Source organism: Aliiroseovarius crassostreae, from assembly GCF_001307765.1.
Lineage (GTDB): Bacteria > Pseudomonadota > Alphaproteobacteria > Rhodobacterales > Rhodobacteraceae > Aliiroseovarius > Aliiroseovarius crassostreae.
Map to the genome: position 1 here is coordinate 26,507 of NZ_LKBA01000023.1, position 24,660 is coordinate 51,166.

The window sequence follows — 24,660 nt, forward strand, 5'->3', positions numbered from 1 at the left end:
CCGTCTTCACTTTTCAGATGGCACCGCCTGTCCATCAGGCATCCAACTCGGCATCCCAATACAGAAAATCCATCCAACTTTCATGCAAATGGTTAGGAGGAAACTTGCGCCCGACATTGCGCAGCTCTTCTGCCGTGGGTTGCCTCGCGGGTTTGCGCAAGCTCAGACCTGACCGATGCAGGGGTTTGCACCCCTTTTTCAGATTGCACTTCTGGCACGCCGCGACCACGTTTTCCCAACTGGTCACGCCACCTGATGCCCGTGGCACCACGTGATCGAAGGTCAGGTCCCCTTTTCCGCCGCAATACTGACAGCAAAATTCATCCCTCAGAAATAAATTAAAGCGCGTGAAGGCCACGCGCTTTTGGGGTTTGACGTAATCTTTCAGAACCACAACCGAGGGGATCCGCATCTCCATACTGGGGGAATGAACCAGCTCATCATATTCCGCCAGAATATTGACCCGATCCAGAAACACCGCCTTGATCGCCTCCTGCCAGGGCCAAAGCGAAAGCGGATAATAGGACAGGGGCCTGAAATCCGCATTCAGGACCAAGGCCGGGTGCTGCTTTATCCGCCCCGGCTCCCTCGTAAACTCTGTTCTGAAATCGCCATCCATTTGGGACTCCCCCACCGCCCTGTGCTTAACCTCTTTGGTTCACGGGGCGGGAGCTCCCGCCCCTGCGCTTGGTTCAACTATATATAGGAACAGAAACCAAACAACCCCCAAGATAGAGGGTTGTGGGAGCTATAACCGCAAGAGGTGACAAAGATGTGACGTACCAAATGACCGTGACTAGCGCTTATTGTTCGCCTTCATTTCCCATCTGCATCTTCTGAATGCCGAGTTTATCGAGCATGAACTGCAACGCAACCGACAGCCCGTCCATGGCAATGCCATGGCCAGTGCCTTTCATAATGAACCCATAGGTTTCAAACCCATTGGCCTCAAGAATGGTGCCACTTTCGCTGAAATGTTGCGGCGGGACCATATCGTCCTGATCGCCATGAACCAAAAGCACCGGCGGCTTGCTGACAATATGAGCTGCAAACTCGTCCGGCTCCAGCATCCGACCCGAAAAGGCCACGATACCGGCCACCGGCTCGGCGCGTTTCGGCAACACGCGAAGGCTCATCATCGTGCCCTGAGAGAACCCGAAAACAATGAGTTGTGAGTGGGTTATACCCTCTTCCTCAAGAACCCGGTCCAGAAAGGCGTTGATGTCGGCCTCGGCCATTTCCGCGCCACGCATTGCGTCTTCTTCCGACGATCCATCAAGCCACGGGATGGGAAACCACTGATAGCCAAACGGATTGCCCGCACATTTTTCGGGCGCGTCAGGGGCAATGAATGTGGTATCCGGCAGATGTTCGGACAGGGGATCCGCCAACCCCAGAAGGTCCGCCCCATCCGCACCATACCCATGCAGGAACACCACCACAGATTTGGTTGTGCCCGAAGCCGCAGGGCGGCGTTTTGCATCCAGAATGCGAGTCATCAGCGGATCCCTTCCCTTTGTTTGATCACCCGGTAATAGGCCCACAAGAGCCGCGCTGCAACGCCCCTCCATGGGGACCAGGCCTCTGCCATCACTTTCAGTTCACGATCTTTTGGGCGCGCAGGCAGATCAAACATCTCTTTCGCGGCTTCCTGAAGGGCCAGATCCTTAGCTGGAAAGATATCTGCACGCCCCAGCGAAAACAGGGCATAGATCTCGGCGGTCCACTCTCCGATGCCGGTGACCGCAGTGAGCGTCGCAATCACCTGATCAGACGAGGCAGACTGCAACGCCGCATAATCAATCCCCGCATTTGCAAGGGCCTGCGCATAGCGGATTTTTGGACGAGACAGGCCAAGTTGCGCGAGGTCTTCGGTGCTTGCCTGCGCAACCCGCTCGGGCGTGACCAGCCCGGCCCCCTCGATCCGCTCCCAGATGGCCTGCGCCGATGCGGTCGACACCTGCTGAGAGACGATCGCGGACAAAAGCGCCGCAAACCCGTCCGATCTCAGCCGCAACGGGATTTCATCAATCTGCTCAAGGGCTTTCGCAAATCTTGGCTCACATTCAACCAGCCAATCGGCCCCTTCTTTCAAGCAGGCCTGCCCTGTGATCACGCGTTCCATCATTGATGGGCCTCTGCCCAGGCCATGACCTCGCCCAATGTCGAAACCGTCTCTGCATCCGGCCCATCCGGACGGGCGATCATGGCCACCTTCACCCCAAGCGCCCGCGCGGCATCAAGTTTGGCGCGCGCCGCCCCCCCAGCGTTTTTGGCAACCAGCCAACCCACGCCGAGCTGCTCTAGCAAAGCGGTTTCTGCCGCCAGGGTGAAAGGCGGCCGTCCGGTGATCCATCCGCCGGACAAGAGAAAAGGCTCTGGCCCATCATCCACCCGCCTGCAAAACAGAACCCGGCCCGGCAATGCCTTGGCGATATCCTCGCTCTGCCCGCCAGTGGCGAGGAACACGCGCGATTTTTCACAAATCAAGTCAGGAAGTTGCATTGCACTCTTGACGAAATTCCAGGTTTCACCGGGGTTCGGTGTCCACGCGGGGCGGGAATATCTGAGATAGGGGATCGACAAGGCGGCGCAAATCTCGGCACTCCGCTGGCTGATCCGGTCGGCAAAAGGGTGAGTGGCGTCGATGACAAGATCAAATGCCTGATCCGTCATATAGGCGGCCTGCGCCTCCTGACCACCAAACCCACCTATGCGCGTGGTCACCGCCATTGGTCTGGGCTGGCGCGTTGAACCGGCAAGGGACGCAATCACCTCAAACCCCGCCTTGGCAAGACGGTTTGCCAATTCACGCGCTTCCGCAGTTCCCGCAAGCAGCAGGAGGCGCCGCCGGCTCATCCGCCCACCTGTGCGATGATGGCGCCCGGTCGGTCGATGATGACGATATCCGCGACACAATCCGTGTTGCGCAATATGTGACGCACCTGCGCCAACGCCTTTTCCGCCACAACATCGACCATTATTTTTCCATGTTTTTCATAGACCTGAAGCGCTGTATTCATCCCCCGGACATCGTCATCGCCAAGCCAATCCGCCAGCAGATCAAAGTCCACCTGACTGCGGCGCGAATGCAGATCACGCGCGCCCTGTGCGAGTTTGGTGATCTTGCCGATCCCGCCCCCAACCGTCACCCGGCCCACCGGGTGTTTGGCAAGGTATTTCAGCATGCCCCCGGCAAAATCCCCCATGTCGATCATGGCGCCGTCACTCAGGCCATAGAGGGCCTGAACAGTGGCCTCTGAGGTGGCCCCGGTGCAGCCAGCCACATGGGGCAACCCGGTGGCCCGCGCCACATCGACACCACGGTGAATAGAGGCGATCCATGCCGCACAGGAAAACGGCCGCACCACCCCCGTAGTGCCGAGGATCGACAGCCCACCAACAATTCCCAGCCGCGGGTTCCAGGTCTTTTGAGCGAGGTCCGCGCCTCCCCGCACGGAAATGGTCACATCAAGGTCAGGCGCGTGATTGAATTGGCGGGCGGCGGCCTCGATCACTTCGGTGATCATACGGCGCGGCACCGGGTTGATTGCAGGCTCTCCCGGGGGCACGGGCAGGCCCGGCTTGGTCACCATACCCACGCCTTCCCCCGCGAGAAAACGAATGCCCTGACCCGCAGTGCCAGTGCGCACATGGGAAAGAATCAGCGCACCGTGGGTGACATCCGGATCATCGCCCGCATCCTTGATCACCCCGACCTCGGCCCAGCCCTGACCATGATGCGCAACCTCAAGGTCGAACTCGGGCATCTCGCCTTTGGGCAAAGTGATCGACACCTTATCCGGAAACGCCCCGCCCCACAGGTGATGCACCGCCGCACAGGTGGCAGCGGTGGCACAGGCCCCCGTGGTCCAGCCACGGCGCAATTGAACTGTATTTATCTCGGTCATCGGCGTGACCTTACCAGCGTCTTTTCGCGCCGCCAATCGGCGTTTGCGCCATTTGAGCGCGCGAGCGCGGCAGGGTGGCGGTGGCAGACAACTGAATGTCGCAAGACGGCTTTCGCCCGATCGAACTCCCACCTATAAGAGCGCCATGCAAAACGAACTCTCTTTTCCTGCCTCTCTTGCCGGAGGCGCATGGCCCGAAATGAAACCCGGCTGGGTCTGGCTGGTGGGCGCTGGCCCCGGAGACCCCGGCCTGTTGACGCTGCATGCTGTCAATGCGCTGCGTCAGGCAGATGTGATTGTCTATGACGCGCTGGTTCAAAAGGTCATCCTGGACTGGGCGCGCCCGGATGCCGAGGTCATCTATGCCGGCAAGCGCGGTGGCAAACCCTCTGCCAACCAGCGCGATATTTCGCTGCAACTGGTGGATCACGCCCGTGCAGGCAAGCGCGTGTTGCGCCTGAAGGGGGGGGATCCGTTTGTCTTCGGGCGTGGCGGCGAAGAAGGACAGACGCTGGTTCAGCACCAGATCCCGATCCGCATCATCCCCGGCATCTCTGCAGGGATTGGCGGTCTTGCCTATGCCGGCATCCCGGTCACCCATCGTGATGTGAACCAGTCGGTTACCTTTGTGACCGGGCATGACCAGTCCGGCAATACGCCCGGTTCCCTGGACTGGAGCGCAATTTCCAAAGGGTCGCAGGTCATCGTAATCTACATGGGCATGAAACATCTGGGTCGGATCCGCTCCGCCCTGATTGCCGCCGGGCGCGAACCGGAAGAACCCGTTGCCATTGTCACCAATGCCACCACGCCAGAGCAGCGCGTGCTGGAAACCACCCTGATCACCTGTGTCGAAGACGCCGAAGCTGGTGGCTTTGGTGCCCCGGCAATCATCTGCGTCGGGCGCGCGACATTGATGCGTCAGGCGCTTGACTGGCAGGCGATCGCAGAAGGCATGGCGCCGCGCAACACCGACCCGCTTGGGCGGGGACGCCCGGCCGAGGATCGCTGAGATGGCCGCCGCGCAATTGCCCCACCCGCAGGGTGTGATCATCGCCGCCCCCAATTCGGGGTCTGGCAAGACCACGCTTACCTTGGGCATTCTGCGCGCCCTGACCCGGCAGGGGCATCATGTCACCGGGGCGAAATCCGGGCCGGACTACATCGACCCGCGCTTTCACGCCGCCGCCTGCGGGCGGGACTGCCTGAATTTGGACGCATGGGCAATGTCTCCGGACCGGGTGCGGGCATTGGCGGGACAGAGTGGTGATCTGCTGATCATCGAAGGGGCCATGGGGCTGTTTGACGGCGCCCCGCCAGTAGGCAAAGGCGCCACTGCGGACCTTGCCCGCATCCTGAACCTTCCGGTCATTCTGGTGGTGGATTGTGCGCGTATGGCGCAATCGCTTGCCCCGCTGATTGCCGGGTTTGCCGCCCATGATCCCGATGTGCGGGTCGCCGGGGTGATTCTCAATCAGGTTGGATCGGCGCGCCATGAGGCAATGCTGCGCGCCGCCATGGCGCGGATCGAACTGCCGGTTCTGGGCGCAGTCTATCGTCAGGATCAGATGGCGCACCCGTCACGCCACCTTGGGCTGGTACAGGCGGGCGAGCATCCGGACCTGCAGGCCTATCTGGACCGGGTTGGCGACGCGGTGAGCGAAGCGATCGACCTCGAAGCCCTGACCTCTCTGGCAACCACCCTTCCCAACGCACCCACCGCCGCACGCCTGCCCTCTCCGGGCAGTCGCATTGCTGTGGCACATGATCGCGCCTTTGCCTTTGCCTATCCGCATATTCTGGCCGATTGGCGGGCGGGGGGTGCAGAAATCCTGCCGTTTTCACCGCTGGCGGATGAAGCCCCGGCAAAAGATGCGGATTTCATTTTCCTGCCCGGTGGCTACCCGGAGCTTCATGCAGCCCAACTGGCAGCTGCGCAAAACTTCAAATCTGGTATGCGCACCGCAACCTGCCCCATCTACGGCGAGTGCGGAGGTTACATGACCCTTGGCCAAACCATTGAAGACAAAGATGGAAATACCCATGAGATGCTTGGCCTCCTGGGGCTTGAGACCAGTTTCTCCAAGCGCAAGCTGCATCTGGGGTATCGGCAGGTCAGCACGGATCACGGGCCCTTTGCCGGGCGCTGGAACGCACATGAGTTCCACTACGCCACCACAATCCGCGCCGAAGGAACCGCCCTGTTCGAGGCCACGGATGCCGAGGGACAGACGCTTATTCCAATGGGACTCATCCGCGCCAATGTCAGTGGCAGCTTTGCCCATCTGATCGACAAAGCGGATTGATTTTTTTGCGGCAATTTGCTTGGTGCTTGGGGGTGACCCCTTCATGTCAGGCTTATTGACCCATGACCGATATTAATGCCCCTTCCATGGCGGATGACAGCCGCGCCAGGCGAAATGTAACCATTCTGGTGCTGGCCCAGGCCATTCTGGGCGCGCAAATGCCGATGATTTTCACCATGGCAGGTCTGGCGGGACAGTCTCTGGCGTCAAACCCGTGTTGGGCAACATTGCCGATCTCACTGATGGTGGCCGGGTCGATGGTCTGGGCCAATCCGATCAGCTGGGTGATGCAGACCTATGGTCGCCGGGTTGGGTTTTGGGTTGGCACGGGTGGAGGGTCGCTCGGCGCAGCCATCAGCGCCTATGCATTGATGCAATATGACTTCTCGCTCTTCCTTCTGGGGTCTTTCCTGATGGGCCTGTATCAATCCGCACAGGGTTTTTACCGGTTTGCCGCGGCCGATACCGCCTCACCCGAATTCCGCCCCAAGGCCATTTCCTATGTGATGGCGGGCGGGCTGGCCTCGGCCATTATCGGCCCTCAACTGTTCAACCTGACCAATGACATGCTGGTTGTGCCCTTCCTTGGTGCCTACCTGGCGATCATTGCCATCAACCTTGCAGGCTCCTTTCTTTTCCTTGGGCTCGACATTCCCAAGCCGGAAAAGCCACATATGGACGCCCCCAAGGGCCGCACCAGGCTTGAGCTGTTGCGGGATCCGGTGATTGCCGTGGCCATTATTTGCGGCATGGTTTCATACGCTTTGATGAATCTGGTCATGACCTCTACCCCGCTGGCCGTTGTCGGCTGTGGTTTTGAGACCGACATGGCGGGAAATATAGTCACCGCCCATGTGCTGGCTATGTTTGTGCCCAGCTTCTTCACCGGGCATCTGATTGCCCGCTTCGGGGTGCGCGCCGTGATTTCCTCGGGGCTGGTCATCCTCGGGCTGGCGGGGATCGTCGCGCTTCAGGGGGTCGAACTGGAGAACTTCTTCCTTGCTCTGGTTCTGCTTGGGATTGGCTGGAACTTCGGCTTTATCGGCGCAACCACCATGCTGGCCGGCGCACATAAACCCGAAGAACGCGGGCGGGTGCAGGGGATGAATGACATGATCGTCTTTGGCTGCGTGACCGTGGCCTCGCTCGCATCTGGCGGGCTGATGAATTGTTCGGGGGGAACCGCCGTGGAAGGCTGGAGCGCTGTGAATATCGCGATGGTGCCGTTTCTAGCCCTGGCAGGCGCGTCGCTTATCTGGCTGATGCTGCGCCCGAAAGAGGCGTTCTGATTGACCGAACAGCGCCTTTGGGGACGAGTGGGGTAACGGGAGACAGGGGGCAAAGGAGCTTTGCCCAGCTTTAGCGATAGGCCTTTCCCCCAAATATCTTGCCCCTATCAGCCAATGGCTCAGGCAGGGTTATGGTGCCACCGGTTTCAGGTTTTCACCCGCGCATTGCGCCCGCCGCGGCGGCCGGTTGTTACAGCGGGTTCCAGAGCAGCCCGCATGACCGACGTCATCGGATGATCCGGGGCGTCCGCGCCGTAGGCCTCAAGCAACAACGCAATCCGTTCAGCCTGCGGTAATTCATGTTCGTCAAACAGCGCCCAATCAAGGAAGATCGACCGGCATTCTTCGGACCGGATCCCGTCGATCCGGTAGCTTTCGCGGATCAGACCCCGTTTATCGATGGCGGCAATCAGCTCGCTCATGTCCTCTCCCTCCTCACGCATGGGCCCCTCTCCTCACGCCGAAACCGATCCCGCCACCACCGGCGGATGCGACAGCACCTCTTCGATTGCTTCCGCGGCACGGGCGGCACGGGTTTCAACCTCGCTCACCAGCTCGCCCTCATCCTCGACCCCGGTTTCGCGCAAGAGCAGGTCCTGCCCCCCCTGCCCCAGCGCCTGCAGATCCAGCGGACCATCGCTGAGCAGTTTGGACGCGGCCTGCAACCGCCACATTAGGTCATGGCTGTCGGCCATGGCTTGCCCTTGGGCGTCAGTGAACCAGCCAATTGCGACCCCCTGCGCGATCTGTTCCCGGGGCGTGCGCGCCACATCCGGGGACAGGAGCGAGGCGGATTGCGCCACCAGTTCCACATCCTGCAGATGTCCCACCCCCAGCTTGGCCTCAAGCGCCCCACCGCCTTCGCCCTTGGCGGCGGCAATGCGCGCCCGCATATCAATCACATCCTGCACCACCTTGACCGGATCGCGGTCAAAGCTCAGCACGTCCTGGCGAACCGCTTCGTAGGCGGCCGCAACATCGGCAGGCCCGGTGACCACCCGCGCGCGGGTCAGTGCCAGATGCTCCCAGGTCCAGGCCTCGTCGCGCTGGTAGGTGCGGAAACTGTCAATGGACGTGGCCACCGGCCCCTGTCGACCGGATGGGCGCAGGCGCATATCAATCTCGTAAAGCTTGCCTTCTGCCATCGGCGCGGAAACTGCGGTGACAAACGCCTGGGTCAGGCGGGCGTAATAGGGCTTGGTGGCCAGCGGACGTTTGCCATCCGACATGTCCTGCCCGTCTGCATCGTAAATCACGATCAGATCGAGATCCGACGTCGCCGAAAGCGAGCGCGCGCCAAGGCTGCCCATGCCGACAAGCACCGCCCCTTTCCCCGGCGGCGGGCCATGCTTCACTGCAAAATTCGCCACCACCTCGGGCCAGAGCGCCCGGATCACCGCATCGGCAAGGTCGGTATATTGCGCCCCGGCCTCGCGTGCGTGGATCAATCCGCGCAGGAAATGCACACCAATGCGGAAATGCCATTCCTTCATCCAGCGCCGGGTGGTGTCGAGCTTGACTTCGTAATCCGGCGCCTTTGACAGCCGGTCCTTCAGCATCCCCGTCAAGGCCGCCTCTCCGGGCCAGGGTTCGAAAAACCCGCCTCCGATCACCGCATCCAGCACCTGGGCGTTGTGGCCAAGATAGGCGGCAAGGGCCGGCGCGGTGGCGGCGATATCGACAATAAGATCCACCAGGGTTGGATTGGCTTCAAACAGCGAAAACAGCTGCACCCCGGCCGGCAATCGGCTGAGAAACCCATCAAACTGGATCATCGCATCATGCGGACGGGGGGCCGCGGCCAAGCGCGCCAAAAGATCAGGTTTCAACCGGTTGAAAATCTCGACCGCGCGCGAGGATCGCAGGCAGGAATAGGTTTCCCACCGCGACACAATCTCGGCTTCGCTTTCCTCCAACTGGGGCACGGATGCGCCTGTGTCATCGGGGGCAAAGAAGCCTTCGGTCACCTCATGCACTTCGGTCAAAGCATCGTGGATACGGGATTTCAACGCTTCGGTGTCCCCCTCGCCCATCATCCGCGCGAGGCGGTCGAACTCCTCGGGGTTTGAGGGGAGTTTATGGGTCTGCGCATCGCGAAACATCTGAACCCGGTGTTCAACCTCGCGATGGAACCGGTAATGGCGGGTCAAAACCTCGGCCGTCTCATCCGGGAGCCAGTTGGCCGCGGCAAGGGCGGCCAGCCCCGACACGGTCTGGCGAGAGCGCAGGGTTTCATCGCGCCCGCCCGCAATGATCTGGCGGGTCTGGGTGAAAAACTCGATTTCCCGAATGCCACCGCGCCCCAGCTTCATGTCATGGCCGGGAAGGGTGATATCACCATGCAGCCCTTTATGGGCGCGGATCCGCAACCGCATGTCATGGGCGTCCTGAATGGCGGCAAAATCCAGATGCTTGCGCCAGACAAAGGGGCTGAGTCGTTTGAGATAGGCCTCACCTGCGGCCAGATCGCCCCCACAAGGGCGCGCCTTGATATGCGCCGCCCGTTCCCAGGTGCGTCCCAGACTTTCATAATAGCGCTCTGCCGCCTGCATCGCCACGCAGACCGGGGTGACCGAAGGATCCGGACGCAGCCGCAGGTCGGTGCGGAACACATAGCCATCCGCCGTCAGTTCAGACAGCATCGCGCTCATCCGGCGGGTGGCCTTTACATGGCTTGCGCGCGCGTCATGGAAGTCGAGATTGTCGAACCGGCTGTCATCAAACAGCATGATCAGGTCAATATCGGACGAGTAATTGAGCTCATGCCCGCCCATCTTTCCCATGGCAAGCGCAACCATACCGCCTGCCGTGGCAATGTCGTCCTCGCTCATGCCCGGCAATTTGCCGCGCCGGATTTCCTGCCCCACCTGAAACTTCATGGCAAGATCGGTCGCGTGCCCGGCAAAATCAGTCAGCGCCCCGGTGACCTGTTCCAGTGTCCACACACCCGCAAGATCTGCCAGCCCGGTGAGCAGGGCCACACGTTGCTTGGCAATTCGCAACGCGCTGCGCAGCGCGCTGTCACTGTCGCCGTCGATCGCCTGCATCGCATCTTCAAAAGCACCCTCAGGGCTCTGCGACAAGGCCGCTCGCAACCAATCCGCCTGTTTTTCCATCAATCCCCGCAAATAGGGCGAACAGCCGGCGGTGCCGGCCAGGACCTCACGCAGCTCGGGGGAGAGATCTTTGAAGTGGTCGGCAATCTCTCCGGCGGGTTCGGTTTCATATGCGATTGGAGAACGCGTGATGCGGGCGGCGAAAGGTTCTGTTGTCATGGGGCAAAATTGCCCCCGCGGCACCGCCGGGTCAACAGCGCAAAGGGGGGCTGCGACATTTCAGTCGCTGTCTTTTTGCATCCTTAGGGGAATGCGTTTCGGGACAAACCTGAAACACATGTATTTTGCGAAACGCCCATGAGATTGATATCTCATACGGCGGCTCGACGTTTCCCGATAGAAGGTTAAAGTCGAAACGCCTGAGGGTGCGAGGAACGAACGAAGGAACAGAGATGTCAAAAAGCCTGAAACGGGTGCGGGCCGCACTGGAAACACATGGGATCGCGGTCGAGATCATGGAAATGGCCGAGAGCACCCGCACCGCCAAAGAGGCAGCCGCCGCGGCGGGCTGCGCGCTGGATCAGATCGTGAAATCCATTATGTTCCGGGGGGAAAACTCCGGGAACCTCATCTTGTTTCTGACTGCGGGCGGCAATCAGGTCTGTGCGGACAAGGCCACCGCCCTGGCGGGAGAACCTCTGGGCAAAGCTGATGCGCGATTGATCCGGGATCAGAGCGGATTTGCAATCGGTGGCGTCTCCCCCGTTGGGCACCTGACCCCCATTCGTGCATTCTGCGACCCTCGTCTGAATGAATTTGACCTTGTCTGGGCCGCCGCAGGCACACCGCGCCATATTTTTGCAGCCCCTCCGGAGGATGTGATCCGCGCGAGCGGGGCAAAACTGGCCTGTTTTACTGTTTAAGCGCGGTATTCGGGCCATTATTTCGCAACAGACAGAATGCAAAGCATCAGTTTATATTTAATGTTTTCAATTAGGTAACTGAAAAATGTAAAAAACATTCACATTTACCCTTGCACCCCCTTCGTAGGCTCCCCACATGCAGTAATGTGAAAGGCATTCACATACACCGAAACAATCCTACGGAGAACCACCATGTCCACCGCCGCCCAATCGCATATCAGCCCCGCCCCGCAAGGCTGGTTTTCGCGCGCCGAGAGCTGGCTGGATCAACGTGGCAAAGGCGCCTGGATCGCTGCCATGGTTGTGTCCTTCATCCTGTTCTGGCCTGCAGGCCTCGCCCTTCTTGCCTATATGATCTGGAGCAAACGCATGTTTTCGAAATCCTGTTCCCATCACCGCCACCACATGTCAGGCGATCAGCATTTCGCCCGTCGACACGGGTTCCGCAGTTCTGGCAATACCGCCTTTGACGCCTATAAGGCAGAAACCCTGCGCCGGTTGATGGATGAGCAGGAAGCCTTTGAAAACTTCCTCGAGCGCCTGCGGGCCGCCAAGGACAAGTCGGAGTTCGACCAATTCATGGACGAGCGCGCCGATGCCACCCGTGATGCGGCCGTAAAGGCTGGTGACGATTTGGCAGATGAGGCAGATACGCTTGATGAACCGGGCAAAAACGAGAAGTAACCCCTTTCCTCCCTTCTCACCTGCCCACCCTGCGCGCCCCGCAACCTGACTTAATGGGGCGCGCTTTTCCTTTGCATCACAACCCGGTAAAGAAAGATGATGACCCATACAGATAATGCGCTTTGGGGGCTGCCAGATCCCGCCTACCAGCCTGAATATTACGAAAGTGTTGCGCTGAAGCGCCTGATGGCCTGGGGCGTGGACGTGGTTGTGATCTTCACCCTTTCGGTGCTGGCCAGCCTGTTGAGTTTCGGGATCGGCTTTTTCCTGTTTGGGCTGGTCTATTTCTCGGTTGGTTTTGTTTACCGGGTCCTCACGATCTCTGGACGTTCTGCCACCTTGGGCATGCGCCTGATGGCCATCGAATTGCGCACCCATCGCGGAGACCGGTTTGATCCGATGACGGCGATTTTCCACACGCTGGGCTATTATATCTCAATGGCGACATTTCTGTTGCAACTGATCTCTCTGGTGATGATGTTCACCACCCCGCGCGGTCAGGGGCTGATCGACATGGTGCTGGGCACAACCGCCCTGAACCGACAAGCCCGACAATAGCACCAAAACGGGGGCAGAACGGCTGTGACAATCAGCCGTTTACCCTTTTCATTCTATGGGGTTGAAGGAACCTGCCTATTGGCGTTACCTTTTTGGAAACCATGATTTACACGGATGACCATGCGCCATTCTCTTCCCCTTGCGCCGCAGTTTTATGTAACTGCGCCCCAGACCTGCCCCTATCTTGAGGATCGGCAGGAGCGCAAACTGTTTACCGCGCTTCAGGGGGAACACGCATCCGAACTGAATGACAGCCTGTCCAAGCAGGGATTCCGCCGCTCACAAAATGTGCTCTATCGCCCCTCTTGCGCGGAATGTAATGCCTGCCTGTCGGCCCGAATTCGGGTTGAGGATTTCGTTCCGACCAAAAGCCAGAAACGGACCGCGCGGAAAAATGCAGCCCTGCAACGGCGGGCCCGCGCGCCTTGGGCCACCGAAAACCAGTTTGACCTGTTTCGCACCTATCTCGACAGCCGCCATGCAGATGGAGGCATGGCGGATATGGATGTGTTCGAATTTGCAGCGATGATCGAAGAAACCCCGATCAAGACGCGGGTGATTGAATACCGTTCCCCCAGCGATCAGCGCAAAGGAGACCTGACCGCGGTCTGCCTGACCGATGTGCTCGATGATGGGCTGTCGATGGTGTATTCCTTCTATGACCCGGACCTGCAGGATCTGTCCCTGGGCACCTACATGATCCTTGATCACATTGAACTGGCCCGCGAAGTGGGTCTTCCCTATGTCTATCTGGGCTATTGGGTGCCCGGCAGCCCGAAAATGGACTACAAGGCCAAATTCTCCTCTCTCGAAGTGTATCGCCGTGGGGAGTGGGAGCCGTTGCAGGACCCGAAAGCCTATGAGGTGGATCAGCATCCGCTCTCTACTGATCCGATTTCAGAGCAGGTTGCGGGGATCCAGCTGCCCAGCCTGCCAAACACGGATCATTAAAGCGTTTTGGTTTTCTCCTGACACAGGAGACGTCGAAACGCGGCAAGAGATGCCAATACTATTGACGTATCGGGATATACGCCCCCCTGAACCCGTTTCATGCCGCCCTGCGTGTCCGTCACAAAAGGTCTGCGCAAAATTTTGACCGCACCCGACCAATTCCCGCCAGCATTTTTTCACTTATTACCAGAATGAGCAATATTATTTCCAAATAATTCAAAAAAACAGACCCTGCGACATTTTATTCGTCATTTTCGCTGTTGACGCCCCTGCCCCCCCCTCATAATGTCGCGCAGGAAGTCACTCCCCATCCGGGGATGCTAAGAAAACGTGGAACATAGGGACCTTCCCCAATGAACATCCTTCTGGTCGTCGTAGGAACATGGCGCATGGGCCGGTAACGGAACCTGAAGGTAACCCCATGCGCCCCCGAAGATCGGGGGTTTTTTTTTAGCACTTCACAAAATTTGGACGCGTGTAGACGGAGAGTAAGATGACACGTCAAATGACCGGAGCGAAAATGGTGGTTCAAGCCCTTAAGGATCAGGGTGTGGACACAGTATTCGGCTATCCGGGGGGGGCCGTCCTACCTATTTATGACGAGATCTTCCAGCAAAACGACATTCGCCACATCCTTGTGCGCCACGAACAGGGGGCGGTTCATGCGGCCGAAGGCTACGCCCGTTCAACCGGCAAACCGGGTGTTGTGCTGGTGACCTCCGGCCCCGGTGCCACCAACGCGGTGACCGGCCTGACCGATGCGCTTTTGGACTCGATCCCGCTGGTGGTTCTGACCGGCCAGGTGCCGACCTTCATGATTGGCACCGATGGTTTCCAAGAAGCGGACACGGTGGGCATCACCCGCCCCTGCACCAAGCATAACTGGCTGGTGAAAGAGACTGACAAGCTGGCGGACACAATCCATCAGGCGTTCCATGTGGCCAAATCCGGCCGCCCCGGCCCGACGCTGATCGACATCCCGAAAGACGTGCAGTTTGCCACCGGCACATATACCGCCCCGTCAAAAACCGATATTTCCCATTACGCCCCGCAACTGCGTGGCGATCTTGAGGCAATCACCGCACTGGTTGACCTGATGGAGAGCGCCAAGCGCCCCATTTTCTATACTGGCGGCGGCGTGATCAACTCGGGCACCGCGGCCTGTCAGTTGCTGCGCGAACTGGTGGATGCCACCGGCTTCCCGATCACCTCAACCCTGATGGGGCTTGGGGCCTATCCCGCCTCGGGCGAGAAATGGGTTGGGATGCTGGGCATGCATGGTCTTTATGAGGCCAATATGGCCATGCATGACTGCGATCTGATGATCAATATCGGCGCCCGTTTCGACGACCGGATCACCGGGCGCGTGGATGCCTTCTCACCGAAATCAAAAAAGGCGCATGTGGATATCGACCCCAGCTCGATCAACAAGGTGATCCATGTGGATCTGCCGATTGTGGGGGACGTGGGGCATGTGCTTGAAGATATCCTCAAGGTCTGGAAGGCACGTGGCCGCAAGACGGACCGCGAGGCCATCGCCAAATGGTGGGGCCAGATTGACGAATGGAAAGCGCGCAAATGCCTGACCTACAAGCAAAATGACCAGATCATCCAACCGCAATATGCGCTGGAACGTCTGGAAGCCCTGACCAAGGACAAGGACCGTTACGTGGCCACGGAAGTGGGACAGCACCAGATGTGGGCTGCTCAGTTCCTGGGCTTTGAAGATCCGAACCGCTGGCTGACATCCGGCGGGTTGGGCACGATGGGCTATGGCCTGCCGGCAACCGTTGGCGCACAGGTCGCCCACCCGGACAGCCTTGTCATCAACGTGGCGGGGGATGCCTCCTGGCTGATGAATATGCAGGAAATGGGCACGGCCGTGCAGTTCCGCCTGCCAATCAAGCAGTTCATTTTGAACAATGAACGCCTGGGCATGGTGCGCCAGTGGCAGGAGCTTTTGCATGGCGAACGCTATTCGCACAGCTGGTCCGAGAGCCTGCCTGATTTCGTGAAACTGGCCGAAGCCTTTGGCTGCAAGGGCCGTCAGGTGTCGGACCCGGCAGAGATGGATGACGCCATTCAGGAAATGCTGGACTATGACGGGCCGTTCATTCTGGATGTTCTGGTCGAGAAACACGCCAACTGTTTCCCGATGATCCCGTCGGGGGCCCCGCATAACGATATGTTGATGGGTGAAGCGGAAACCCAGGGTGTTATTGGCGCTGCTGGCGCAACTTTGGTGTAAGGAGACGAAGAAAATGTCTGCACTGAAAATCAAAAAAGGCTCGTCGCGCAAATCGGCCTATGATCTGCGGGACCCGCATTCGGGCCTGATCGAGCGTCACACTCTGGCCTGTGTGGTCGACAACGAAGCGGGCGTTCTGGCGCGTGTGATCGGGCTTTTTGCCGGTCGTGGCTACAATATCGAAAGCCTGACCGTGGCAGAGGTGGATCATCAGGGGCACCGCTCGCGCATCACCATTGTCACCACAGGCACCCCCTCGATCATCGAACAGATCAAAGCCCAGCTGGGGCGGATTGTTCCGGTGCACGAGGTCCACGATCTGACCGTTGAAGGGCCGGCTGTGGAGCGTGAACTTGCCCTGTTCAAGGTGGAAGGCAGTGGGGACAAACGGGTTGAGGCTCTGCGTCTGGCAGATATTTTCCGCGCCAATGTGGTCGACAGCACGCTGAACAGCTTTGTGTTCGAAATCACCGGCACCACGGAAAAAATCGATGCCTTTGCTGAATTGATGCGTCCGCTCGGATTGCTGGAAGTGGCCCGGACCGGGGTTGCCGCGCTGTCTCGCGGAGACAGCTGACACCTGCCCTTTGAAGGTTTCTCAAGACTGGCCTGCACCGATCGGTGTGGGCCATTTTCTTTCAGGAGAGGTCTCTCAAGAGAGGCAAGACACGCGGCTGAACAGGGGCAGGCTGCTTTACGCAACAACCCTCAGATGGCCGCCGGATTGAGGGATCGGACGCACACCGCCTTCCTGTGGCTCCTGATTTATTGCCGTGGGGGTGTCCGGTTCAGCCTGATCGCTTACCGGGGCGTCCCCTGCCCCGCCCACCTGCTCTGTTTTATCAGCTTCGGCCCGCAGCAGAACCTGCACATCCAAAGCGGAGGAGCACGGGCGGTGGCTCAGGATCTGGCAAACTTCTCGCATGCCGCCAGCGTCACGAACGTCGCAAAGGATCTGATCTCCTGCCTCCAAGTGGTCAAACCCACTTCGAACCAGCGTGTCTGACGTGATACAGGCCAGAGGGCCCTGATCATCACACCATACCAAACCGATCTTCTTGTCCCTCTTGTACCAGAGAACAATACCGTTCATGACCTGCTCCATTCTTATAGGGTAACTCTATTCACCGGTTACGAGACCCGCCAGCGGAGTTTTGACCTCGGCACACACAATTTCGGCGTCACAATCCACGAACTTGACGCGAAAGAGCGTCAACTCCACAACAGCCGAGGTGCTTTCCGACTGCCACCTGCCATTTGATCTTGGGTCACGACGAATGTTTACGCAAGGGAAAGTAGAGTTAAATCATCCTTCCGAAAAAGAAAGGACGCCCGCAGGCGCCCAGTTTCGCTGATAAGGCTCTTCGTTCACTGCCCGTCGTATTTATTGCCTGCGGCCTTATCCGCGTCGAGGGCGAGCGCACCCGCCCCGCGTGAGGATGGGGGGCAAGACCGCCCACCCTATCCCTTGCGCCCACCCCGAAGAAGGGGAATTAAGGCGCAAATTCAATCAGCTACACCCAGAAGTTCCCCCGCAGGTGTTGCATTTCATACAGGTGCCATTGCGCACCAGCGTGTAATTCCCGCATTCGCCACAGGGATCCCCCTCATAGCCCTGCATCTTTGCCTTGGTCCGCTGGTCCATCGACATGACCATACCTGACGCATCGGCTGCATCGCTTGTCGAAACAGACGTGATGTCCGTTGGGGCTGCACGATCCAGCGCGGTTTCCGGGACCAGCGTTTCAAGAGCGACCACCGGATCGGTCCCGTTCAACGACACATCCTGTCCGCCCTGCAGCACCACCAGCTCTTGCGGCAATCGTTTGCGCAGATATCCGGTAGAGCTGATTTGTTTCAGCACTTCCAAAGACTTGGAGGCCGCACTTTCAGACATTTCCTGAACATTGGAGACACCCTCATCCTGCCCACGACCCAAATCGTCGAAACTGGCGCCTGACGGTTTTACATGGGCCAGATCAGTGCGATCGAGATAGGACACTGCCAGTTCGCGGAAGATGTAATCGAGGATCGAGGTGGCATTCTTGATCGAGTCATTGCCCTGCACCATCCCCGCCGGTTCAAACTTGGTGAAGGTGAACGCGTCCACGAATTCTTCCAGCGGCACGCCATATTGCAGGCCAACCGACACCGCGATGGCAAAATTGTTCATCATCGCCCGGAACCCTGCGCCTTCCTTATGCATGTCGATGAAAATCTCACCCAGATTACCATCTTCATATTCACCCGTGCGCAGATAGACCTTGTGGCCGCCGACAATCGCCTTCTGGGTATAGCCCTTGCGCCGTTCCGGCAGTTTCTCGCGGCCGCGCGCCACCTCTTTGATCACCACTTTCTCGATGATCTTTTCAGCCAGAACCACCGCTTTTTCCTGCGGGGTGCCCGAGGTCAGAACCTCTTCTGCCTCCTCGTCATCTTCGACCAGCGACGCGGCCAGAGGTTGGGACAGTTTCGATCCGTCGCGGTAAAGCGCATTGGCCTTGATGCCAAGCGACCAGCTCAGCTCATACGCTTTCTGGCAATCCTCGATCGTGGCGTCATTGGGCATGTTGATCGTTTTGGAAATGGCGCCGGAAATAAAGGACTGCGCCGCGGCCATCATGTGGATATGGCTGTCAACACTCAGGAAACGCTTGCCTTTTTTACCGCAGGGATTGGCGCAATCGAAAATGGCATAATGCTCTTTCTTCAGGAATGGCGCCCCTTCAAGCGTCATCGTCCCGCAAACGTGATCATTCGCCGCCTCGATGTCCTGACGGGTAAAGCCCAGGTGGGAAAGCAGGCTGAACCCGGGATCATTCAGCTTCTCTTCCGGGATGCCCAGCACATTGGTGCAGAACTCCTCACCAAGGGTCCATTGGTTGAACACGAAACGAATGTCGAAAGCGGAGGGCAGCGCCGCCTCGATCTTTTCGATCTCATTTGCGCCGAACCCATGCCCGATCAGCGTGGTATGGTTGATCGCCGGACCATTGCCCAGGGTGCCATGCCCCACAGCATATGACACGATCTCTTCGATCTGTGCCGAACTGTAGCCCAGTTTTTCGAGGGCCGCCGGCACCGAGCGGTTGATGATCTTGAAATACCCGCCCCCGGCAAGCTTTTTGAACTTCACCAGCGCGAAATCCGGCTCAATCCCGGTTGTGTCGCAATCCATCACAAGGCCGATTGTGCCGGTGGGCGCAATGACCGAAACCTGTGCATTGCGGAACCCGTGTTTTTCGCCAAGAAGCAGTGCTTCGTCCCAAGATCCCATCGCCAGCTCAACCAGACGGGCATCGGGACAGTTGGCGTGATCCAGTGGCACGGGAAGAACCTCAAGCTGCTCATACCCATCCGACGCACCATAAGACGCGGTGCGATGGTTGCGGATCACCTTGAGCATGTGTTCACGATTGCGGGCATAACCGTCAAACGCCCCCAGCTCTCCCGCCATTTCAGCCGAAGTGGCATAGGCGACGCCGGTCATGATCGCGGTCAGCGCCCCACACAGGGCACGCCCCTCAACCGAGTCGTAGCCAAGCCCCATATTCATCAGCAGGCCACCGATATTGGCATAACCCAACCCGAGCGTGCGGAAATCATGGCTGAGCTGCGCAATCTCTTTCGACGGGAACTGTGCCATCATCACCGAGATTTCCAGCGTCACGGTCCAGAGCCGGGTCGCATGCATGTAATCCTCAGCCTGAAAAACGCCGTCCTTCAGGAAGGTCAGCAGGTTCATCGACGCGAGGTTACAGGCGGTGTCATCAAGGAACATATATTCCGAACACGGGTTTGAGCCGCGAATCTCGCCATCTTCAGGGCAGGTGTGCCAGGCGTTGACCGTGTCGTGATATTGGATGCCGGGATCGGCACAGGCCCAGGCGGCATGACCGATCTGATCCCAGAGATCGCGGGCGGAAATGGTCTTGGCAACGGCACCATCGGTTCGGCGGATCAGCTCCCAGTCCGCATCGTTTTCAACGGCTTTCAGGAAGGCATCCGTCACCCGGACCGAGTTGTTGGAGTTCTGCCCCGAGACGGTGGCATAGGCCTCGCTATCCCAATCGGTGTCATAGGTCGGGAACTCAATCGCGGCGAAGCCCTGCTTGGCGTAATCCAACACGCGCTTTACGTAAACCTCTGGGATTGCTACTTTTTTCGCAGCCCGCACAGCGCCCTTCAGGCTTTCGTTGACCTTCGGATCATAGGCGTCTTCTTCCGCCCCGTCCCAGGCGCGGATCGCGGCGAAAATGTCGTTCAGATGCGCTTCGTGCATCTTCGAGCCCGCGACCAGAGAGGCCACTTTCTGCTCTTCCTTGACCTTCCAGTTGATATATTCCTCGATATCCGGGTGGTCGGCGTCAACAATCACCATCTTGGCGGCGCGCCGGGTGGTGCCACCGGATTTGATCGCCCCAGCCGCCCGATCCCCGATCTTGAGGAACCCCATCAGGCCCGAGCTTTTGCCGCCGCCTGACAGGGCTTCGTTTTCGGCACGCAGGCTGGAAAAATTCGTGCCGGTGCCCGACCCGTATTTGAACAGGCGCGCCTCGCGCACCCACAGATCCATGATCCCGCCATTACCCACCAGATCATCGCCAACGGATTGGATGAAGCAGGCATGGGGTTGCGGATGCTCATATGCGCTGGTCGAACGGGTCAGTTTCTTTGTCGTATGATCGACATAGTGATGCCCCTGACTTGGCCCATCAATCCCATAGGCCCAGTGCAGCCCCGTGTTGAACCATTGGGGCGAGTTCGGGGCGGCCCGCTGGCTTGCAAGCATGTGGCGCATTTCGTCGAAATACGCGCGCGCATCCTCTTCTGACGTGAAATACCCGCCCTTCCAGCCCCAGTAGGCCCAGGCCCCGGCCAACCGATCGAAAACCTGTTTGGCTGAGGTTTCGCCACCAAACCGCGCCTCTTGCGGCAGTTCATCCATAGCTTTTTCGTCCGGAACCGAGCGCCAGAGGAAGGATGGAACCCCCTTCTCCTTCACCCGTTTCGACACCGCCGGAACGCCTGCTTTGCGGAAATATTTCTGCGCAATCACATCCGAGGCAACCTGGCTCCAAGAGGCGGGAACTTCGCAGTTTTCAAGCTGGAACACAATACTTCCATCAGGGTTTCGGATCTCGGATGAAGTGGTGGTGAAATCCAGGTCAGCATAGGCATCCGCTCCGGCTTTGGTGAATTTGCGCTCAATCTTCATCTTGCCCTGTCATCCTTATGCATGCGGTATGGCCATTGGCCACTCTGTCCCAAAAATCTTCGGCATCGACAACCCAAGGCAGAAACAGGATCTTTCATGCGCATTGCGACAACGCCAAGACCGCCACGGCAGCCCTCATGCACTATGCCAACTGTCCCATCACCACCAGTCCACCATATATTGTGGCCATGCGATCGACCCCCACAACGTGGCGTAGGAGGACATGAGACGTCAATGATATTTTAAGATATATCCACAGCTCTTTTCCATTGACCCAACATGGCAGTTTTGCCGTTAGAAATTAACCTTTTGATTCCCCGGAACACAACCACCACGTGCAGCCTTATTTTCCTGATAATTCGGTTGGCTGATCCCCTCTTCTCCCGACGCGGCCACATACGTCTGGGGTGCGCCCCTCATTTCGGGATCTGTGGAAAACCTTGTGTAAAGATACACAAATCCGAAAACTCGGGCGCTCTCACCCCAAACCTCTCAGGGGACACACGCCCCTTCGGAGCGGTCCAGACACAACAGATAGAAGGGAAGATGGTCGGGACGGCAAGATTCGAACTTGCGACCTACGGTACCCAAAACCGTCGCGCTACCAGGCTGCGCTACGCCCCGACAGAAGGACAGATAACGATCTCTTTTGTGCGAGAAAAGCCCTAAACGACGGAAAAGTGAGAAATCTGGCCAGAAAATTTTCAGGTGACAGCCAGGAAATCGTGTCACTCGGAACAGGGCCAGGCGGCAAGGCTTTGCACAACGAAAGGAGAGCGCAATTCGCTGCCTTCTGAAATGCCGATCTGCCGCGCCAGCCCCCCGTTGATTTCCAGAACATAGCGCACATCCTGCCCCCCGCTGACAGGGGTCAAATCCCCGGGCTGCGCATTTTCATGCACATAGGTGACCCGCCCATCAGAGGAGAGAAAGATCATGTCCAGCGGGATCAGGGTGTTTTTCATCCAGAATGCCACCTGATGCGCGAAAGGATAGACAAACAGCATCCCCTGCCCTTTTGGCAGTTCTTCACGAAACATCAGCCCCTTGGCGCGCTCCCGGTTCGTTTGGGCCACTTCAACGGAAAACCCCGCCTGCCCCCAGACCCCGCGCAGATCCACGCGATCAGAACGACACTCAGCCTGCCCTGGCAAGGCCAGACAGATCAGCAAAACTGAAAGCAAAAAACGCATGAACCAGATCCCTTGTCGCCCTGCCCGCATTCAAAACGCAAAGGCAGGACAAGATCAACCACTTCAGTTCACGGCAGTATCCCAAGCCGATACGACAAGAGCGAGTTTTCCGCGTTTTCCCTGAACCGTGCGCAGGCAAATCGCCTCTCCGGGCTGGAGGTCTGCCAAGCCGGACCGGCGCAGAACCTCGATATGAATGAACACGTCTTCATCCGAGCCAAAGATATTGGCAAAGCCAAACCCTTTGCCCTTATCAAACCACTTCACGCGGGCGGGCTCAATCGGGCCAGCATTTTCGAGATCTATTTCACCGGTCTGTTCTTCGCTCAGCCCCGTCAGATCATCTGTTTCCGGCGGCGTTATCGACCGGACGAGAACCGCCTGACGACCACGCTGGGTGTCCTGCACTTCAATCTCAATCCCGGCCCCGTCCGCAACGGAGCTTTGCCCATAATTTCTCAGGACATTGGCGTGAAGCAGAATATCTGCGCCACCCTCATCGGCAATCACAAACCCAAATCCCTTGGTGGGATCAAACCACTTTACATGTCCATGCAGAACCACTGTGTTCTGCACCTCAGACTCGTGCATCATCTGGTCACCCTAAAAGTTCACATCCCCATGTATAGTTTTGAAACAATTGGTGTTTGCCCGCAAGCCAAAACTACCTGTCCTTTTAGACAGGTTTTGACCGGTAACCCTGCATGAACAACGCAAAAATTTACTTTCTTTTAAGGATTTAACCGGGTCACACACCAATTCAGATTACCCTTTTCGCGTGTCCATCGAAAGCGGTCATGCAATCGGAACGCGCCATCCGCCCAGAACTCTATCTCGACCGGGTGAATGCGATACCCCCCCCAGAAAGGAGGACGTTTCGGTGATGGACCATGGGTGGCGGTGACTTTGGCAACCTCAGCCATCAGCGCGGCACGCGATGAAAGCGGCGCGCTTTGGTGTGAGGCCCACGCCCCGAGGCGGCTTTTCAGCGACCGGGAGCTGTAATAGGCATCTGCCTGCGGCCCCTCCTCACGTGTCACCGTGCCGCGCACCCGGATCTGTCGGCGCAGCGATTTCCAGTGCATTACAAACGATGCCTTGCCGGTGGCTTCGATCTCCTGCGCCTTGGCCGAGCCATAATTGGTATAGAAAACGAAAGCGTCATCCTCGATCTCTTTCAACAGCACCATTCGGGAATTCGGCATCCCCTTCGGATCCACCGTGGAAAGCGCAATGGCATTGGGGTCGTTCGGCTCGGATACTTCCGCCTCAATCAACCAGTTGCGCGCAATTTCAAATGGGTTGTCGCCCGCAAAGATCCCGTCCCGCTCAGACATGTCACTTCCTTTCAGAACCAATCTAACAGATGCCATTAAGGCGCATTTGCCTCGCGATTGTCAGCCTAATGTATCTGGCCTTTCCAAGCAGGCTTGCAGTAAGATGGGCAATCGCCTAAATGGGCTTAAACCAGAAATGTGGGACGGGGAACAGAGAATGTCGACCGGTTTGATGAATGGCAAGCGCGGCCTGATTATGGGGCTCGCAAATGACAAATCCATTGCATGGGGGATTGCCAAAGCCTGTGCGGATCAGGGTGCAGAGCTTGCCTTTTCCTATCAAGGGGACGCTTTGAAAAAGCGGGTGGCCCCGCTGGCGCAACAGCTTGGGTCGGATATTGTCGAACCCTGCGACGTGTCGGATGCCGCTTCGATTGACGCGCTTTTTGCCACGCTGGAAGAGAAATGGGGCAAGCTGGACTTTATCGTACATGCCATTGGTTTCTCGGACAAAACTGAACTTCGCGGGCGGTATATCGACACCAGCCCCGAGAACTTCCGCCTGACCATGGATATCTCTGTCTACAGCTTTACGGCCGTGGCCCGCCGTGCGGCGGCAATGATGCCGGATGGCGGTTCGATGCTGACACTGACCTATTACGGCGCCGAACAGGTGATGCCGCATTACAATGTGATGGGTGTTGCCAAAGCCGCGCTTGAGGCCTCGGTCCGCTACATGGCCGAAGACCTGGGCAAGGATAATATTCGTGTAAATTCGATCTCTGCCGGCCCGATCAAGACGCTCGCCGCTTCCGGGATCGGGGATTTCCGCTACATTCTGAAATGGAATGAGCTGAATTCGCCCCTGCGCCGCAATGTGACGATTGAAGATGTCGGCAAGTCCGCGCTGTATCTCCTGTCCGACCTCGGCAGCGGTGTCACCGGTGAAACCCATCACGTGGATGCCGGCTATCACGTTGTCGGCATGAAAGCGGTCGATGCACCGGATATCGACGTGGCCACCGGCCGCAAGTGATTGAAAGGGA

22 protein-coding genes and 1 tRNA gene are annotated in these 24,660 nt (G+C 58.4%); 10 read left to right on the forward strand and 13 right to left on the reverse strand.

The window, feature by feature from the left end; all coding sequences use genetic code 11:
• Positions 1-34 precede the first annotated feature (34 nt).
• From AKJ29_RS15925 to AKJ29_RS15945, 5 genes are all read right to left on the reverse strand, one after another.
• The gene (locus AKJ29_RS15925; RefSeq protein WP_055192533.1) at positions 35-619 is read right to left on the reverse strand and encodes an HNH endonuclease; all 585 of its coding nucleotides are present in this window, start codon (positions 617-619) and stop codon (positions 35-37) included.
• Positions 620-803: 184 nt separating this feature from the next.
• On the reverse strand, positions 804-1,499 hold the full coding sequence (locus AKJ29_RS15930; RefSeq protein ID WP_055192534.1) for an alpha/beta hydrolase: 696 nt from the start codon (positions 1,497-1,499) through the stop codon (positions 804-806).
• Complete coding sequence (locus AKJ29_RS15935) at positions 1,499-2,128, reverse strand: DNA-3-methyladenine glycosylase family protein (RefSeq protein ID WP_055192535.1); 630 nt, start codon at positions 2,126-2,128, stop codon at positions 1,499-1,501. The genes AKJ29_RS15930 and AKJ29_RS15935 overlap by 1 nt, the downstream gene beginning before the upstream one ends.
• Positions 2,125-2,859, reverse strand: coding sequence for a cobalt-precorrin-6A reductase (locus AKJ29_RS15940; RefSeq protein ID WP_055192536.1), 735 nt, complete (start codon positions 2,857-2,859; stop codon positions 2,125-2,127). Before AKJ29_RS15940 ends, AKJ29_RS15935 begins: the two co-directional genes overlap by 4 nt.
• A complete protein-coding gene (locus AKJ29_RS15945) occupies positions 2,856-3,911 on the reverse strand; it encodes a cobalt-precorrin-5B (C(1))-methyltransferase (RefSeq protein ID WP_055192537.1) in 1,056 nt (351 codons plus the stop codon). Before AKJ29_RS15945 ends, AKJ29_RS15940 begins: the two co-directional genes overlap by 4 nt.
• A 145-nt stretch (positions 3,912-4,056) precedes the next feature.
• Here AKJ29_RS15945 and cobA point away from each other — a divergent pair, with 145 nt between their 5' ends.
• The 3 genes from cobA (at position 4,057) to AKJ29_RS15960 (ending at position 7,506) form a co-directional block, all read left to right on the forward strand.
• Positions 4,057-4,923: a uroporphyrinogen-III C-methyltransferase gene (gene cobA, locus AKJ29_RS15950; protein ID WP_055192538.1), complete on the forward strand. Its 867-nt coding sequence runs from the start codon at positions 4,057-4,059 to the stop codon at positions 4,921-4,923.
• A 1-nt stretch (position 4,924) separates the two neighbouring features.
• Complete coding sequence (locus AKJ29_RS15955; RefSeq protein WP_055192539.1) at positions 4,925-6,217, forward strand: cobyrinate a,c-diamide synthase; 1,293 nt, start codon at positions 4,925-4,927, stop codon at positions 6,215-6,217.
• 62 nt (positions 6,218-6,279) lie between these two features.
• Positions 6,280-7,506 carry an MFS transporter gene (locus AKJ29_RS15960; RefSeq protein ID WP_055192540.1) on the forward strand — a complete coding sequence of 409 codons (1,227 nt, stop codon included), beginning with the start codon at positions 6,280-6,282 and terminating at the stop codon, positions 7,504-7,506.
• Positions 7,507-7,652: 146 nt separating this feature from the next.
• Here AKJ29_RS15960 and AKJ29_RS15965 read toward each other — a convergent pair whose 3' ends face one another.
• Together AKJ29_RS15965 and AKJ29_RS15970 are read right to left on the reverse strand one after the other, a co-directional pair.
• Positions 7,653-7,949 carry a hypothetical protein gene (locus tag AKJ29_RS15965; protein ID WP_074963712.1) on the reverse strand — a complete coding sequence of 99 codons (297 nt, stop codon included), beginning with the start codon at positions 7,947-7,949 and terminating at the stop codon, positions 7,653-7,655.
• Between the two features lie 12 nt (positions 7,950-7,961).
• Positions 7,962-10,781, reverse strand: a complete 2,820-nt coding sequence (locus tag AKJ29_RS15970; RefSeq protein ID WP_055192541.1) for a bifunctional [glutamine synthetase] adenylyltransferase/[glutamine synthetase]-adenylyl-L-tyrosine phosphorylase — start codon at positions 10,779-10,781, stop codon at positions 7,962-7,964.
• A gap of 233 nt (positions 10,782-11,014) precedes the next feature.
• Here AKJ29_RS15970 and AKJ29_RS15975 point away from each other — a divergent pair, with 233 nt between their 5' ends.
• The 6 genes from AKJ29_RS15975 to ilvN all read left to right on the forward strand — a co-directional run bounded on the left by AKJ29_RS15975 (position 11,015) and on the right by ilvN (position 16,503).
• Positions 11,015-11,485: a YbaK/EbsC family protein gene (locus AKJ29_RS15975; protein WP_055192542.1), complete on the forward strand. Its 471-nt coding sequence runs from the start codon at positions 11,015-11,017 to the stop codon at positions 11,483-11,485.
• Between the two features lie 192 nt (positions 11,486-11,677).
• Complete coding sequence (locus AKJ29_RS15980; RefSeq protein ID WP_055192543.1) at positions 11,678-12,169, forward strand: DUF2852 domain-containing protein; 492 nt, start codon at positions 11,678-11,680, stop codon at positions 12,167-12,169.
• Between the two features lie 99 nt (positions 12,170-12,268).
• A complete protein-coding gene (locus AKJ29_RS15985) occupies positions 12,269-12,727 on the forward strand; it encodes an RDD family protein (protein WP_055192696.1) in 459 nt (152 codons plus the stop codon).
• A 120-nt stretch (positions 12,728-12,847) separates the two neighbouring features.
• Positions 12,848-13,678: an arginyltransferase gene (locus AKJ29_RS15990; protein WP_055192697.1), complete on the forward strand. Its 831-nt coding sequence runs from the start codon at positions 12,848-12,850 to the stop codon at positions 13,676-13,678.
• A 493-nt stretch (positions 13,679-14,171) separates the two neighbouring features.
• Positions 14,172-15,926, forward strand: coding sequence for an acetolactate synthase 3 large subunit (locus AKJ29_RS15995; protein WP_055192544.1), 1,755 nt, complete (start codon positions 14,172-14,174; stop codon positions 15,924-15,926).
• 13 nt (positions 15,927-15,939) lie between these two features.
• Entirely contained in the window at positions 15,940-16,503 is a 564-nt protein-coding gene (gene ilvN / locus AKJ29_RS16000) for an acetolactate synthase small subunit (protein ID WP_055192545.1), read from the forward strand.
• A gap of 117 nt (positions 16,504-16,620) precedes the next feature.
• Here ilvN and AKJ29_RS16005 read toward each other — a convergent pair whose 3' ends face one another.
• From AKJ29_RS16005 to pdxH, 6 genes are all read right to left on the reverse strand, one after another.
• A complete protein-coding gene (locus AKJ29_RS16005) occupies positions 16,621-17,019 on the reverse strand; it encodes a hypothetical protein (RefSeq protein WP_139231395.1) in 399 nt (132 codons plus the stop codon).
• A 417-nt stretch (positions 17,020-17,436) separates the two neighbouring features.
• Complete coding sequence (locus AKJ29_RS16010) at positions 17,437-21,144, reverse strand: vitamin B12-dependent ribonucleotide reductase (protein WP_055192547.1); 3,708 nt, start codon at positions 21,142-21,144, stop codon at positions 17,437-17,439.
• Positions 21,145-21,691: 547 nt separating this feature from the next.
• Positions 21,692-21,768: transfer RNA gene (locus AKJ29_RS16015), tRNA-Pro, on the reverse strand.
• A gap of 104 nt (positions 21,769-21,872) precedes the next feature.
• On the reverse strand, positions 21,873-22,337 hold the full coding sequence (locus AKJ29_RS16020) for a DUF192 domain-containing protein (RefSeq protein WP_055192698.1): 465 nt from the start codon (positions 22,335-22,337) through the stop codon (positions 21,873-21,875).
• Positions 22,338-22,400: 63 nt separating this feature from the next.
• Positions 22,401-22,931: a cold-shock protein gene (locus tag AKJ29_RS16025; protein ID WP_055192548.1), complete on the reverse strand. Its 531-nt coding sequence runs from the start codon at positions 22,929-22,931 to the stop codon at positions 22,401-22,403.
• Positions 22,932-23,068: 137 nt separating this feature from the next.
• Complete coding sequence (gene pdxH / locus AKJ29_RS16030) at positions 23,069-23,674, reverse strand: pyridoxamine 5'-phosphate oxidase (RefSeq protein ID WP_055192549.1); 606 nt, start codon at positions 23,672-23,674, stop codon at positions 23,069-23,071.
• A 157-nt stretch (positions 23,675-23,831) separates the two neighbouring features.
• Between pdxH and fabI the strand changes: the two genes are divergently transcribed.
• Positions 23,832-24,650: an enoyl-ACP reductase FabI gene (gene fabI / locus AKJ29_RS16035; RefSeq protein WP_055192550.1), complete on the forward strand. Its 819-nt coding sequence runs from the start codon at positions 23,832-23,834 to the stop codon at positions 24,648-24,650.
• Positions 24,651-24,660 lie beyond the last annotated feature (10 nt).